This window comes from Microcystis sp. BLCC-F209, assembly GCF_041928595.1.
Classification (GTDB): domain Bacteria; phylum Cyanobacteriota; class Cyanobacteriia; order Cyanobacteriales; family Microcystaceae; genus Microcystis.
The window spans coordinates 1-13381 of record NZ_JBHFLL010000091.1 but is presented as its reverse complement, the minus strand read 5'-3'; the positions used below and the strand labels follow the sequence as shown (position 1 = coordinate 13381).

13 protein-coding genes and 2 pseudogenes are annotated in these 13381 nt (G+C 44.9%); 10 read left to right on the top strand and 5 right to left on the bottom strand.

Annotation, left to right across the window (positions count from 1 at the left end):
- Positions 1 to 211: 211 nt before the first annotated feature.
- A complete protein-coding gene (gene hisIE, locus ACE1AQ_RS05825; protein WP_008201700.1) occupies positions 212 to 847 on the bottom strand; it encodes a bifunctional phosphoribosyl-AMP cyclohydrolase/phosphoribosyl-ATP diphosphatase HisIE in 636 nt (211 codons plus the stop codon).
- Positions 848 to 1236: 389 nt separating this feature from the next.
- Positions 1237 to 1908, bottom strand: a complete 672-nt coding sequence (locus tag ACE1AQ_RS05820) for a PEP-CTERM sorting domain-containing protein (protein ID WP_110545893.1) — start codon at positions 1906 to 1908, stop codon at positions 1237 to 1239.
- A 1117-nt stretch (positions 1909 to 3025) separates the two neighbouring features.
- Here ACE1AQ_RS05820 and ACE1AQ_RS05815 point away from each other — a divergent pair.
- From ACE1AQ_RS05815 to ACE1AQ_RS05775, 9 genes are all read left to right on the top strand, one after another.
- Complete coding sequence (locus ACE1AQ_RS05815) at positions 3026 to 3637, top strand: IS607 family transposase (RefSeq protein ID WP_008201712.1); 612 nt, start codon at positions 3026 to 3028, stop codon at positions 3635 to 3637.
- A gap of 228 nt (positions 3638 to 3865) precedes the next feature.
- Positions 3866 to 4882, top strand: a complete 1017-nt coding sequence (locus tag ACE1AQ_RS05810; protein ID WP_110545892.1) for a thiamine phosphate synthase — start codon at positions 3866 to 3868, stop codon at positions 4880 to 4882.
- 219 nt (positions 4883 to 5101) lie between these two features.
- On the top strand, positions 5102 to 5311 hold the full coding sequence (thiS, locus tag ACE1AQ_RS05805; protein WP_002751314.1) for a sulfur carrier protein ThiS: 210 nt from the start codon (positions 5102 to 5104) through the stop codon (positions 5309 to 5311).
- A 33-nt stretch (positions 5312 to 5344) separates the two neighbouring features.
- Positions 5345 to 6481 carry an anhydro-N-acetylmuramic acid kinase gene (locus ACE1AQ_RS05800; RefSeq protein WP_110545891.1) on the top strand — a complete coding sequence of 379 codons (1137 nt, stop codon included), beginning with the start codon at positions 5345 to 5347 and terminating at the stop codon, positions 6479 to 6481.
- Positions 6478 to 7248 (top strand): peroxiredoxin-like family protein, encoded by a 771-nt coding sequence (locus ACE1AQ_RS05795; protein ID WP_008201721.1) that lies wholly within the window; start codon positions 6478 to 6480, stop codon positions 7246 to 7248. Before ACE1AQ_RS05800 ends, ACE1AQ_RS05795 begins: the two co-directional genes overlap by 4 nt.
- A 336-nt stretch (positions 7249 to 7584) precedes the next feature.
- Entirely contained in the window at positions 7585 to 7878 is a 294-nt protein-coding gene (locus tag ACE1AQ_RS05790; RefSeq protein ID WP_008201722.1) for a ferredoxin, read from the top strand.
- Between the two features lie 210 nt (positions 7879 to 8088).
- Positions 8089 to 8790, top strand: coding sequence for an MBL fold metallo-hydrolase (locus ACE1AQ_RS05785; RefSeq protein WP_110545890.1), 702 nt, complete (start codon positions 8089 to 8091; stop codon positions 8788 to 8790).
- Between the two features lie 22 nt (positions 8791 to 8812).
- Entirely contained in the window at positions 8813 to 9358 is a 546-nt protein-coding gene (locus ACE1AQ_RS05780; RefSeq protein ID WP_008201726.1) for a rhodanese-like domain-containing protein, read from the top strand.
- Between the two features lie 208 nt (positions 9359 to 9566).
- Positions 9567 to 10463: a sulfite exporter TauE/SafE family protein gene (locus ACE1AQ_RS05775; RefSeq protein WP_110545889.1), complete on the top strand. Its 897-nt coding sequence runs from the start codon at positions 9567 to 9569 to the stop codon at positions 10461 to 10463.
- 18 nt (positions 10464 to 10481) lie between these two features.
- On the opposite strand, the gene hemC is transcribed toward ACE1AQ_RS05775, so the two are convergent.
- Positions 10482 to 11441: a hydroxymethylbilane synthase gene (gene hemC / locus ACE1AQ_RS05770; protein ID WP_110545888.1), complete on the bottom strand. Its 960-nt coding sequence runs from the start codon at positions 11439 to 11441 to the stop codon at positions 10482 to 10484.
- A 393-nt stretch (positions 11442 to 11834) separates the two neighbouring features.
- Here hemC and ACE1AQ_RS05765 point away from each other — a divergent pair, with 393 nt between their 5' ends.
- Positions 11835 to 12515 carry a PEP-CTERM sorting domain-containing protein gene (locus ACE1AQ_RS05765; protein WP_110545887.1) on the top strand — a complete coding sequence of 227 codons (681 nt, stop codon included), beginning with the start codon at positions 11835 to 11837 and terminating at the stop codon, positions 12513 to 12515.
- A 338-nt stretch (positions 12516 to 12853) separates the two neighbouring features.
- Here ACE1AQ_RS05765 and ACE1AQ_RS05760 read toward each other — a convergent pair.
- A pseudogene (locus ACE1AQ_RS05760) lies at positions 12854 to 12953 on the bottom strand (element excision factor XisI family protein); the annotation flags it as partial.
- Positions 12954 to 12984: 31 nt separating this feature from the next.
- A pseudogene (locus tag ACE1AQ_RS05755) lies at positions 12985 to 13242 on the bottom strand (Uma2 family endonuclease); the annotation flags it as partial.
- Positions 13243 to 13381: the final 139 nt, after the last annotated feature.

The window sequence follows — 13381 nt, the reverse complement described above, 5'->3', positions numbered from 1 at the left end:
GGGTTGCGCTTGCTTTGGTTTAACCTGAGCGACTTAGTTTTTGCTGCGCTTTTTTTCTGGCTTGAGATTTTAGGTTCGACAGCAACTCCTTGATTGTTTTTTGAGTTACCCCTTGACAATCAAGACAGTCGCTACGTTCATCTTATATTTAATTCCACCCACCCACTTAAAACTCAAATCTGATAACTGATAACTGATAACTGATAACTGATTACCGGCGCCGGTCTTGCAGTTTTTTATAGACATCTCGCAGGGGGACTTGATGATAGGCGAGGGCGACGAGGGTATGATAAAAAAGATCGGCCACTTCTGAGGCAATAGCATCGCCATCATTATCTTTGCAGGCCATGACCACTTCTGCCGATTCTTCGCCGATTTTCTTGAGAATTTTGTTATCTCCTCCGGCCAAAAGTTTACAGGTGTAGGATTCCGGATGAGGCTCGTCTCTGCGATCGCAAATTACCTTAAACAATTCCGAGAGGGTGTCGGCCGCTGGCGGTGATTTTTGCGAATTTACTTGGTGAAAACAGCTTCTTTCGCCGGTATGACAGGCGATATCACCGATTTGCTCAATCGTCAGCAGGATAGCATCACTATCGCAATCGTAGCGAATTTGACGCACTTTTTGGATATGGCCCGAGGTGGCCCCTTTGTGCCACAATTCTTGACGAGAACGACTCCAATACCACGCTTCCCCAGTGGTGAGGGTTTTTTCGAGGGATTCCCGATTCATCCAGGCCATCATTAACACTGTAGCATCAAGATAGTCTTGAGCGATCGCCGGCACTAAACCCTGGGGATTATAAGCGATCGCGTCGAGGGGAATAGCGGAAAGTAAAGAAGACATCAGTTTTTCGCGGGCAAGAAATATGGTGGGACAAATTACCCAAAGCTTAATTATATAGCCTTGAGGAATTCCCCTAAATGGCCGCACAGAATTACACTTTACAATACTCTAATTTTTCCCACCGTAGGGGCGAATTGCCCTCGAGGGGAGGGCGTACGCGGTACGCCCCTACAGAATACGAATTTTCCCCACCGTAGGGGCGAATTGCCTTCGAGGGGAGGGCGTACGCGGTACGCCCCTACAGAAGTTGATTAAAAACCAAAATCAGGTCTTGACTTGTGTTAGAATCAACACTTAAGAAAAAGTTAGAAATCCTCCCAGGGCATCTAACCTTTAGCTATTCTTCTTCAACGTCACAGTTATCAATGTCTTGCACACATTGGTAACTGTTATTTTTGCTTATTGAAGCGGGAAACCAATCCTAAACCACCCACTGCCAGAAGTCCGAGGATAGTACCCGGTTCGGGAACGGTTGTTTGACGGAAAGAATTTTGGAAGTCTATTAGACCTTCAGTGGCGCCACCAGTATTATTTAGGGTATTTGTGACGGTCAACAGTTTCTTGGGGGCGATAGGGATGAAACCGCTAGCAGGGACCGGTGAGCCGTTAGTTGAAACTAATTCAAAGGGAGGAGGTATCTCACCAAATGTCTCGGTTACAGTCCCGTAGTTGGATGTTACGTTTGAATCCAGGTCAACCCCGACAATATAATCGGGGGAGCCAATGACCTCGATTGTATATGTGAAAGACCCGGAATTGACATTAGCCATAGCGGGACCATTCATAGCATCGTATACGAAATAATAATGATCACCCATCCCCATCAGCGCAACATCATCCAGAGCCTCGGCCCCAATGGGGTTTAAGGGGTCGAGAGCTGCTGTGTTGGGGACGTACGTAACTTTTTTGTCCCCTTCAATAAGAGGAGTTCCGCTCGTCCAATCCGCCCAACTTAACATCGCGGCACTGGCACTGGTAGCGGTAAGCACTGCGCCGGCGAGAACCCCAATGGCTAGAGAGCCAGAAGCAAAAGTTTTGGTTAATTTGTTGGTTGTCATCATAACTGAATCATCCAGCGTTAATTGTGTGTACTATAGCCATAAAAAGAGGTTAAACAATCGTTAAGCTTGCTGATACCCTTTTATTTGACCTAACATAATTATAGCGAAACTCTTCAACAAAAAACAAATGTTTTAGAACAGGGTGAGCGCATCTCAAATGCTATTGACCATTGGACTATTTTGTTATTTGCTTGCTGTGTGGGCATTTCAAGTGATACCAGTCAATCAAAATAGTTAGTAATTCTTAATATTTGGTCGATTTTTGCTTAACAATTGAGATGGCAAATTCTCCTCAAATATTCCTGAATCCCCCTCTGGGTAAGCAACTCACATAAATCAAGTTCATTTTGTTAAGGATTGTTAAGATGCGCTTCGCTTACCCTGTGTTTTAGAAAATTATTTTTCGACAATACCTATATATTTTTGTCCAATTTACAGCAGTTCTCCCCGAATATAATTACCCAAAAGTTTATAAATATACCCAAGCTTTTTGGTGAAAGTTGGACAAATAAACAGGCTCTACTTAAAAAAATCTCTCAATTCGTTACAAAACTTAATCAAGAGAGGTACAATATATAAAACTTAACAGTTTTGACAGTCAAAACTGTAGTTCGATGGCAATCAACTCCCTAACGGGGAAAACGGGAGGAAGGCAATTCATCCCCACAGCAAGGTCTTTTTAGTCCCCTAAAAATGTCACCCCAAAACCCCCGGACAAACTCAGGTTTTAGAAAGACCAAAAATCCCGTTTAATATCTCTATCTAAAGAGGTATGACTAATTTTCCTAAATCATCTATAGTTGCTGGTGTAGGGCAATGGCAGTATAAAAGTGGACAACTGACTGTCTAAAGTTGGACGATTCTCTCTCGAGAAATTTCTTTAATTAAAACTGGATTAAGTTAAGTAGTCGGACATAAATTCTGTTCTCTATCTTAAGAAATGTAAATTGCCGCAATTCTTACTGACTCCTGACTTGAAAGTGGCAAGTGGCAAGTGGCAAGTGGGGAGAATACACAAAAGCTGTCTCCTGTCTCCTGTCTCGGAGTCTCCTGACTCCTGACTCCCAGCCCCACCAACAAACTTTTTCAGCAAACCCTACTTAAAAGCTTATATACTATGAATACCCTCATCACTATTCGAGAAGCCTCGGATTTGCTCGGAGTTAGCATTAAAACCCTCCGGCGCTGGGAACAACAGGGTAAAATTGCCTCAATTCGTACCCGCGGCGGTCATCGCCGATTTCGACCGGAAGATCTCTTACAATCTGGTCAAGCAACCCCATTGATTATTGGCTATGCTCGTGTTAATCGACCGGAACAAAAACCACAATTAGACACCCAAATAAAAGCGTTAGAATCCTTTTGTCGTCAGCAGGGTCAACCCTTTGAAATTCTCACCGATATCGGCAACGGAGTCAGCCACAATCACCCTAATTTTATGCGTCTAGTGGCGATGATTTGTCAGGGTGAGGTGAAATGTCTAGTTTTAACCCATGCGGAAACTGTCAGTCGCTTTTGTCATGATTTTATTTTGGGTTTGTGCAGTCTCTTGAATGTCCAAGTCATTATCCTCAATCAACCCCATGAATCCATTGCAGACGCGGATTTAGTCGAGGATATCCAATCCCTCGTCACCATCTGTTACAATAGTCTCTACCCAATACATGACCAGGCTCATCAGCAATTACTAGAACACCTAGGGGCGCTTAAGAATATCCGTGTGGGTTAAAATTACCCTTGCCGTGGGTTTCTCATCCCTCTTTTTAGTTGTCTGATGCCGCCTCTACTGTTCCCCGAACACTGGCCAAAAATAGTAGTATTTTAGATGATAAAGAGAATATGATCCCCCCTTGCCCCCCTTAAAAAAGGGGGGAAAACCAGGAAAGTTCCGTTTTCCAAGCTGGATTGAGGGGGATCAAATTGGCTAACGGCTATAATAACTCCCCATTGACGGCAAATGAAACTAGAAACCACGGCGATTAAACGGATTATCGATGCTAACCTTGACCGCGCCAGAGAAGGACTGCGAATTATCGAAGAATGGTGTCGTTTTGGCTTAGATAATCCCGATTTAGCCCAAGAATGTAAAGAAATGCGCCATCAATTAGCTAGTTGGCACTTGATCGATCTTAAACGACATCGGGACACGGCCGGCGATATCGGCAGGGATTTAAGCCATCCCAGGGAAGAAATCCGGGAGACTGTCGAGGGACTGCTGCAGGCAAATCTGGCTCGCGTGCAGGAGGCCTTAAGGGTTTTAGAAGAATACGGTAAACTCTATGATCTGGAGCTAGGGATAGCCTGTAAACAGCTGCGCTATCGGGTTTATCAGCTAGAGAGTAAACTATTAATCTCTCCACCTCTGGAAAAACTGAAAGCCTCTCCTCTCTATCTAGTCACTTCTCCTGCCGAAAATCTCTTAGAAATCGTCGAATTAGCCCTAAAAGGGGGGTTAAAATTGGTGCAGTACCGCCATAAAACCGCCGCTGATACCATTCGTTTAGAAGAAGCTGCTAAACTCTGTGAGTTATGCCACCGTTACGATGCTTTGTTTATTATGAACGATCGCGTCGATATTGCTCAGGCCATTCATGCCGATGGTGTTCATCTCGGCCAACAGGATGTACCGGTTTCCCTAGCGCGGCAATTTCTCGGCCCAACGGCAATTATCGGCAGGTCCACCACTAATCCCCAAGAGATGGCCAAAGCAATCCAAGAAAAGGCCGATTATGTGGGAGTCGGTCCTGTTTATGCCACCCCCACCAAAGCCGGAAAAACCCCGGCAGGATTGGAATATGTCCGTTATGCGCGGGAAAATTGCCCTTTACCCTGGTTTGCGATCGGTGGTATTGATAGTAGTAACATTAAAGAGGTTTTAGAGGCAGGAGCGCAACAGGTAGCTGTAGTCCGGGCCATCATGGAAGCGCAGCACCCCGATGTGGTGACACAAGAATTATTAACCCAATTAAAGTAGGGTGTGGGGAGGGGGAATTATGAATTATGAATTATGAATTATGAAGTGGGGTGTAGGGTGTGGGGAGGGGGAATTATGAATTATGAATTATGAATTATGAAGTGGGGTGTAGGGTGTAGGGTGTAGGGTGTAGGGTGTGGGGTGTGGGGTGTGGGGAGAAAAAAGCTGTCTCCTGTCTCCTGAATACTCCGATTAATTCATTTGTTCGTATCCAAATCCATGTCAGAAATAACCTTGCAAATTAACGGCAAAACTCAAACCTGTTTACCCGCAACTAAACTACCGCAAATGTTAGAAAATTTGGGCATGAATCCTCGGTTAGTGGCAGTGGAATATAACGGGGAAATCCTCCATCGTCAGTATTGGGAAAACACGGAAATCAAGGAGGGGGATAAATTAGAAATTGTTACTATTGTCGGGGGGGGATAAAATAATCAACAATCGACACTTGAGGGAAAAAACTTGTTAGTTATCGGTTTAATGAGTGGCACATCGGTGGATGGTATCGATACCGCTTTAGTGGAGATTAGCGGTACAGTGGAATCTCCACAGGTGCAGTTCTTAGCAGGGGAAACCTACCCCTATTCCCCCCGATTACGAGAGACAATTTTACAAGTCTGTGGGGGAGAAAAGCTATCTATTGAAGCTTTAGCCAGCTTAGATGATGATATAGCCGCAGAATTCGCCCAAGCCGCTTTAAATATCCAAAAAGAAGCCCCAAAAGCCCAATTAATCGGCAGTCACGGTCAAACCGTTTTTCATCGACCCCCCGAAAACGATCGCCTCGGTTACACGGTACAATTAGGACGGGGAGCAGCGATCGCAAAAATCACCAGTATTCCCACCATTAGTAATTTTCGCGCTGCCGATATCGCCCAAGCTGGTCACGGTGCGCCCCTAGTGCCGAAAATTGACGCTTATCTGCTTTCTCACCCCACCAAAACCCGCTGCGTCCAAAATATCGGCGGTATTGCCAATTTAACCTATCTACCCCCCCGACAAAGGGAAAATTGGCAGCAAAAAATTTTCGGTTGGGATACTGGCCCCGGCAATGTCCTTATCGATTTGGCCGTACAATTTTTGAGCCAAGGCCAACAAACCTACGACCATAACGGTCAATGGTCGGCCCAGGGTCAACCCTGCTCCGAATTAGTTCATAAATGGCTACAGGAGCCTTATTTTCAACAATATCCCCCTAAATCCACCGGCAGAGAGTTATTTAGCCCCGCCTATCTAGCCCAATTGCACCAGGATGCCCAAGCTTATTGCCTCAGTCATGCCGACTGGTTGGCCAGTTTAACCGATTTAACCGCCATTTCGATCGCTCACAGCTATCAAACCTTTTTGCCGGAAATGCCCGCGGAAGTGCTGCTCTGCGGTGGTGGCGCTCGTAATGCCTACCTGCGCCAACGACTCTTAGCACATTTGGGGTCAAATGTCAAGCTTTTGACCACTGATGAGGTAGGATTAAATAGCGATTTTAAAGAAGCGATCGCTTTTGCCCTCTTGGCCTATTGGCGCTGGCACGATTTCCCCGGTAATTTACCGCAAGTCACGGGGGCAAAAGCAGCGGTTTTATTAGGAGAAATTTATCTATGAGCAGCATATATGAAATATTTTCAACAATTCAACGCCAAAGGGTCAGCGATGGGCAAATAGTGCCAATTTTAAGCGATTGTACTGATTACAAACGTCTTTTAATTCTTGTTTGGCCGCAATTGGGAGATTTTGACAGTCTCGAATACGCTTGGTGGTTAGAAAAAGAGGCAGCCCTTTGGCAAAATGCCGGGATATCCATTCGTGCCATCGGTATCGGCGATCGCAATTCGGGCTTAAAATTCTCTGAATATACGAAATTTCGGCAAGATTGGCTTTTTGTTGACCCCAAAGCTGAATTACATAATTTATTAGGACTGTATCGCGGTTTATCGTTAAAATTACCTAGATTTTCTCCTGGGCAAAATGCCTGGTTAAATCTAATTTTGATGTGTGCGGGTCTGGGTAGTCCGGGGACTCTGGCCGAAGTGCTGCGGGGTTATCTTGGCGATCGCAAAGCTCCCCAATTAATTGCCGAGGAGGAAACAATGCAAGCGCGGCCTTTACCACCTTTCCGGGGTTCCCTATTCAATCTTGCCGGGGGTGAAGGTTTTCAGCGACCTTTTGAATTAGCCACCCTGAGACTCCGTAATATGGGTCAAGTTTTGGGCAATTGGTCAACATATATCCCCGATAGTAGTTATCTCACCCAACGAGGAGGGACTTTTTTATTTGATAGTCAAGGAAATTTACTCTATGAGCATCGCGATCGAGCTATTTTGGGCTTTGCTGAGAATATGAGTTATCCCCTCGCTTTTTTGCGGGATTAAGCTTTTTTCTTCTGCATCTCACCCACTCCCAACTTTTGCCTTTTACCTTTTCTAGCTGATAGCTAAAAAAATTTAATGTTATCCGACTACTTAATTACCTAAAGATTGATGAAATTATTTGACGATTGATCCACAACTATCGGGGGTTATTTACCCAAGAGATAAGTAAATATTATTTTAAGTTTATTTAAAGATGTCATTACTAATGCTAAGTTGAGCCTGGTGAATTTTCCCGTAGTATCAAAAAGGAAACTGATTCGACCCGTTCAGTTTAAACGGGGAGAAAAGGCATTTTGAGACTGCCGTTTTCACTAGATTAATTAAGAGGAAAAACCTATGGCAACTTATAAAGTCACCCTGAAAACACCCGGTGGCGAGCAGACAATTGATGTTCCCGATGATGAATATATTCTCGATATAGCAGAAGAAAAAGGATTAGCTCTACCCTCTTCTTGCCGTGCTGGTGCTTGCTCTAGTTGCGCTGGTAAAATCGAATCTGGTAGCGTTAATCAGTCCGAACAATCCTTCTTAGATGCCGATCAAATTGAAGCGGGTTATGTCCTCACCTGTGTGGCCTATCCGACTTCTGACTGTGTGATCGTCACCCACAAAGAAGAAGATTTGTACTAATTTAACTCAATATTTGGGGGTTAGATACTCCAACAATGCAACAGGAATAAAGCGGGAACTGTAAGAGCGACAGTTCTCGCTTTATTTGTATTTTGGCTCTTGACTCGACAGTGAGATACAGCCCAAAAATTAATCCTGCCAGAGGTTTCCTACAAATTTATAATTATATGGTAGTATAGTTATAAAGCTATGTAAGGGGAGTCAGAGATCATGCTATTCCGTCAGATGTTCGATCCCGAAACCAGCACTTATACTTATTTGATTGCCGATCCCGTCAGCAAGGAAGCGGTATTAGTGGATCCAGTGCGGGAACAGGTGGAAAGGGATGATCGGCAATTACGGGAGCTAGGATTAACGCTAAAATATTGTTTAGAAACCCATATTCACGCCGATCACGTCACAGGAACTGGAAAATTAAGGCAAATCACAGGCTGTCAGGGTATAGTTCCCGAAAATGCTCAAGTAGCCTGTGCCGATCGCCATCTGGCGGGTGGAGAGGAATTGTTACTAGGACATATCACCATCAAAGCGATTGCTACTCCTGGCCACACCGATAGTCATCTAGCCTATTTAGTCAATAACAGTCATATTTTGACAGGAGATGCCCTATTTATCCGAGGTTGTGGTCGTACCGACTTCCAAAGCGGCGATGCTGGTACTCTCTTTGATTCGGTCACGCAAAAACTTTTCACTCTTCCCGATAGTACCCTAGTTTATCCCGGCCACGACTATCGCGGTTTAACTGTCTCCACCATTGCCGAAGAAAAACAATACAATCCCCGTTTTGTCGGACGTAACCGCAGACAATTTATCGAGTTTATGAACAGTCTTAATTTACCAGATCCCAAAAAGATCATGGAGGCGGTTCCCGCTAACCAAGGCTGCGGCAATTTAGGAGTTGTTTTAACTTAAATATCCATTCAGGAGATTAACGATGACCCATACCACAAATCAAGCAAAATTACTAGAATTTGATGCCCATACTTTAAAAAACTTAATTGAGCGCAGAGAAGTTTGCTTAATCGACGTGCGAGAACCGGGGGAGTACGCCAGCGATCGCATTCCAGGGGCCAAATTAGTACCACTTTCCAGTTTTAACCCTAATTCGATCGCTTTTGACCCCAATCAAACCCTAGTTCTCTATTGTAATTCCGGCAGCAGATCCACTGTAGCGGCACAAAAACTGATTGCGGCAGGATTTAGCCAAGTTGCCCAGCTAAAAAACGGCTTAAATACTTGGAAAAGTGCGGGTTATGCTACAGAAAAAGACCAAAATGCGCCAATTAGCCTATTTCGTCAGGTGCAGATCGTCGCTGGTTCCTTAGTAGTCCTCGGAACAGTATTAGGAGCCTTTCTCTCGCCTTGGTTCCTGATTTTAAGCGGTTTTGTCGGTTCTGGTCTAGTTTTTGCGGGGATTAGTAATACCTGTGCTTTAGCTATGCTTCTGGCTAAACTTCCCTACAATCAACCCCATCAGTAAGCAGTAAGCAGTAATCAGTAATCAGTAACCAGTAAATAATAAAATATGATTTCCTGATAACTGATAACAAGAGAAGAATCTAAAACCTAAGATGTACTTAGTTTCTAGCCTTCTTTTTAGGTAGGAGAATTGTCAGATTCTTTACTTGGGGCCTGTTGCCTTCAGAAACTGATAACTGATAACTGATCACTGATCACTGATAACTGAAATGACTTGGTTAATTGGACATTTATTAGCCGTTTGTACGGGGATTAGTCTGGGATTGTTAGGAGGAGGAGGTTCTGTACTAGCATTACCGATTCTAGTCTATGTGATGGGAGTACCGACCAAATCGGCGATCGCTATGACGCTTCTAGTCATTGGTAGTGTTAGCTTACTTGGCACGATTCCCCACTGGAAAAAAGGCAACATTAACTTAAAAACCGCTTTTATCTTCGGTTCTGCCACGATGATAGGGGCTTTTTTGGGAGCAAGATTAGCCACATTACCCTTCGTCACTGCCACCTTCCAGATGCTCCTGTTTGCGACACTAATGCTCCTAGCGGCAGCCTTTATGATTAGTAGATCAACACAGATAGATAATCCTGATTATAAAGCCCGCGATCGGCAAAAAAATCTGACTCTCTACCCCCAACCAGTCTGCCGATATTGCTGGCTCTGGTTAATGAGCGAAGGAATCGCTGTGGGTGTCCTGACGGGATTAGTTGGGGTTGGGGGAGGCTTCGCTATCGTTCCCGCACTGGTATTATTGGGCAAAATCCCCATGGTTCAAGCGATCGCCACTTCCCTGCTGATTATTTTCCTCAATTCTGTAGCCGGATTACTGGGCTATTTAGGTCATATTAGCGTCGATTGGCAGTTAACCCTATCCTTTGCTTTTGCGGCTGCCCTCGGTACTCTTATCGGTTCCTATCTAGGACAGTTTGTGTCCGCAAAACAGTTACAAAAAGGTTTTGGTTATTTTCTCTTAGCGATCGCAACTTTAGTTTTAATTCAAAATCGTCACATCCTGCACAATTTCCTGACTCCGAAAGGCAATTCTATCATCCCGGCGGAAAAGGTGAGATTTATTCAGCCAACCCTACTTAAGACTGATAACGGATAACCGATCACTGATAACTAATTATCGGCCCACTTCAGCGAAAATCTCGGCTAAAATCTCTCCAGCACCAGCCTCGCGCACTTTACGGGCTAAATCTCGTCCTAAGACTTCCCCATGGCTAGGATCGCCGCTAACCGAGTCCTTAATCAGGCGCTTACCGTCGAGACTAGCCACCATACCCGTTAAAGTTAGGATACCATCCTCGATCGCCGTATTCACTCCGATGGGAACTTGACAACCCCCCTCCAACTCCCGTAAAAAAGCGCGTTCAGCATAGCATCTATCGCGACTAGGGGCGTGTTCCAACACTTTTAGGACTTCCAAAACCTCCGGATCTCCATCGCGGCATTCTATCCCTAAAGCCCCCTGTCCCACCGCATGGAGAGAAATCTCCGCCGGAATAACCTGATGAACTCGATCGCCTAATCCTAACCTTTCCAATCCCGCTACTGCCAGAATAATCGCGTCGTATTCTCCCGCGTCCAGTTTTGCCAGACGGGTGTTGACATTGCCGCGCACATCTTTAAAAGTCAGATGGGGATAATGGTAACGCAACTGGGCCAATCGCCGCAGGGAAGAAGTCCCCACCACCGCACCTTCCGGTAAAGTGTCTAATTGATAGTCTTGGTTTTGGCTATTTACCACCAAAGCATCGGCCGGATTAACTCTTTCGGTGACGCAACCCAAGATTAAGCCTTCGGGCAAATTAGTGGGCAAATCCTTGAGAGAATGGACGGCAAGATCGATCGATCTATCCAACATTCCCACTTCTAGTTCTTTGGTAAATAAACCCTTATCACCGATTTTCGCCAGGGCCACATCGAGAATTTTATCGCCTTGGGTACTCATCGTCTCCACCTCAAACTGTCGATGGGGGTGGTGTTTACTCAATTCTGCCTGTACCCAATAGGTTTGTACTAGGGCTAACTGACTTTTACGCGAACCGATACGCAGGGAACGAGGAGGACTAGAAACGGACATATCTGAAGTAGGAATTTAACTAAACATCTATCGGACTGCTCGATCTAGACTATCCTGATCTCACCCCTGTTGAGTAATCACTTTCTCGGTTAGGCATAAATAGTTACATCTCTTAATATTTTTAGGCAAATAGGGTGAGGGTAATTACCCATTTCTCCTTTTCTGGGAGAGGGGTTGGGGGTGAGCGGTTAATACCATTTTTCTTTATTCTTGGCAGCTATCTTACCCCCCCTTGCCCCCCCGACGTCGGGGGGGTTGGGGGGGTGGGGGTGAGGGTAACTATCTGTTTTTTGGACTGCCAAAAAAGCCGAAAAGTCCTATGCTACAAGGTTTTTATATTTAATTTATTCAGCCAACCCTTTCTATGAAGACACTTGACTTCCTCCCCGTCCTATGTTAGTCTGGCCATTGTTCCCAATGCTATTTTTTATTAGCAAAGCCATGATGTATTTAAAAACCTCTTTAGCGGGGGCTGCTGTCGCCATCGGTTTGACCGCCCTAGCCTATCCCGCCCAAGCCGCTCAGTTCAGCTTCAGCTATAACGACCCTGGAAACAGCATATCGTTCAGTGGAATACTGACGGGAACGCTTACAGGGAATATTATCGAGATCACTGGATTTAGTGACCTCATCTATGGTGGAGTTCCCCTTGACAGCCCTAACTGGCAAGATGATCTTATTATGTTGACCGCTCCTGCAGCCCTACCCTTTGATACAACCCTTGCTTCACCAGGCGCCCCTGCTCCCTGGACGGGCATGACTGTGGCTAGTTTCGATGGTTCAGTGATGAATTTTCTCCTTATCGATAATATGTCGTCTGATAATATTGGCATTGGTCTTTGGGATCTTGATAATGATCCCATGACTGATCCTGTGCTGGCTTTTACCTCTAGTTTGATGGACACTGAGGGGTACCTGGGTCCGATTACTGGTAACCTAGGAGGTAACCTGGTGGCATTTGATCCCAGTATGATGATGTGGGAAGCAGCACTCATCCCCGAACCTAGTGCTGTTGTCGGCCTATTGGGGTTAGGTTTGGGTGCCTTGGCTTCTAAAGTTAGGAAAAAAGGTTAGTTTTGATTTTCCCGATGAGAGGTAATCTACCCCCGTTAAAGCGTCAGCTTAACGGGATATTTCTTTAACCCTGAATCTATCGGACAAGCCAATAAATTCGGATTTCCGGGCTGAGTTACACTCAGCCATTTAAGATGAGGATGTAACACTGGCACCCCTATTCATGGGGCAGTTTCTGGCATTTTCTCGTTTCTATGGGAAAGAAGAAAAAGTAGGGTTGATTTTCTGGAAATGTAGCCTTCAAAGCCTCCCCCAGCAAGACTCCTATTATAAACCCGATTCGCTCATTCCCGACAGAACGAACCTCATCTATCTGGGAAAGGCTCTAGAGTAAAAAATTAGCCCACTGCAAACCCTGTATAGGGTCTAACTAAAGGTTGATGACAAGCTAAGACAATATCCTCACTTAGGAACACCTAAATTAACTAATTCATTGCTAAATCATCCTTAAAATCACCCTTTTGCACCCCTACAGGGTTTCATCGGGATTGATGCCTAATTCCCCTAATCTTGCCGTTAACTGCTCGATTTTTTGTAAAGCTAGTTCTTTTTGTTGACGTTCAGATTTTTTGGACTGTCTCTCCAGAATAGCGGCTTCCACCGGTGTGGGGACTAACTCGCCCTTAGAACTAAAATAACGCAATTTATCGGCGTATATACCTAAATATAACCCCAATTCTTCACTCCATAACCAACCTTGCTGATTGGGTTGAATCGGTTGATATTTGGCTCTTCTAGGTTCTGTGTGATAAGTTTAACTTATATAGGATCGATCAATCTTTGTGTCCTTTGTGTCTTTGTGGTTCCTTCCACTCGCTCGCTAGGAAGAATGTATCTTAGAATACATTTTGCCCACCAAACCTAAG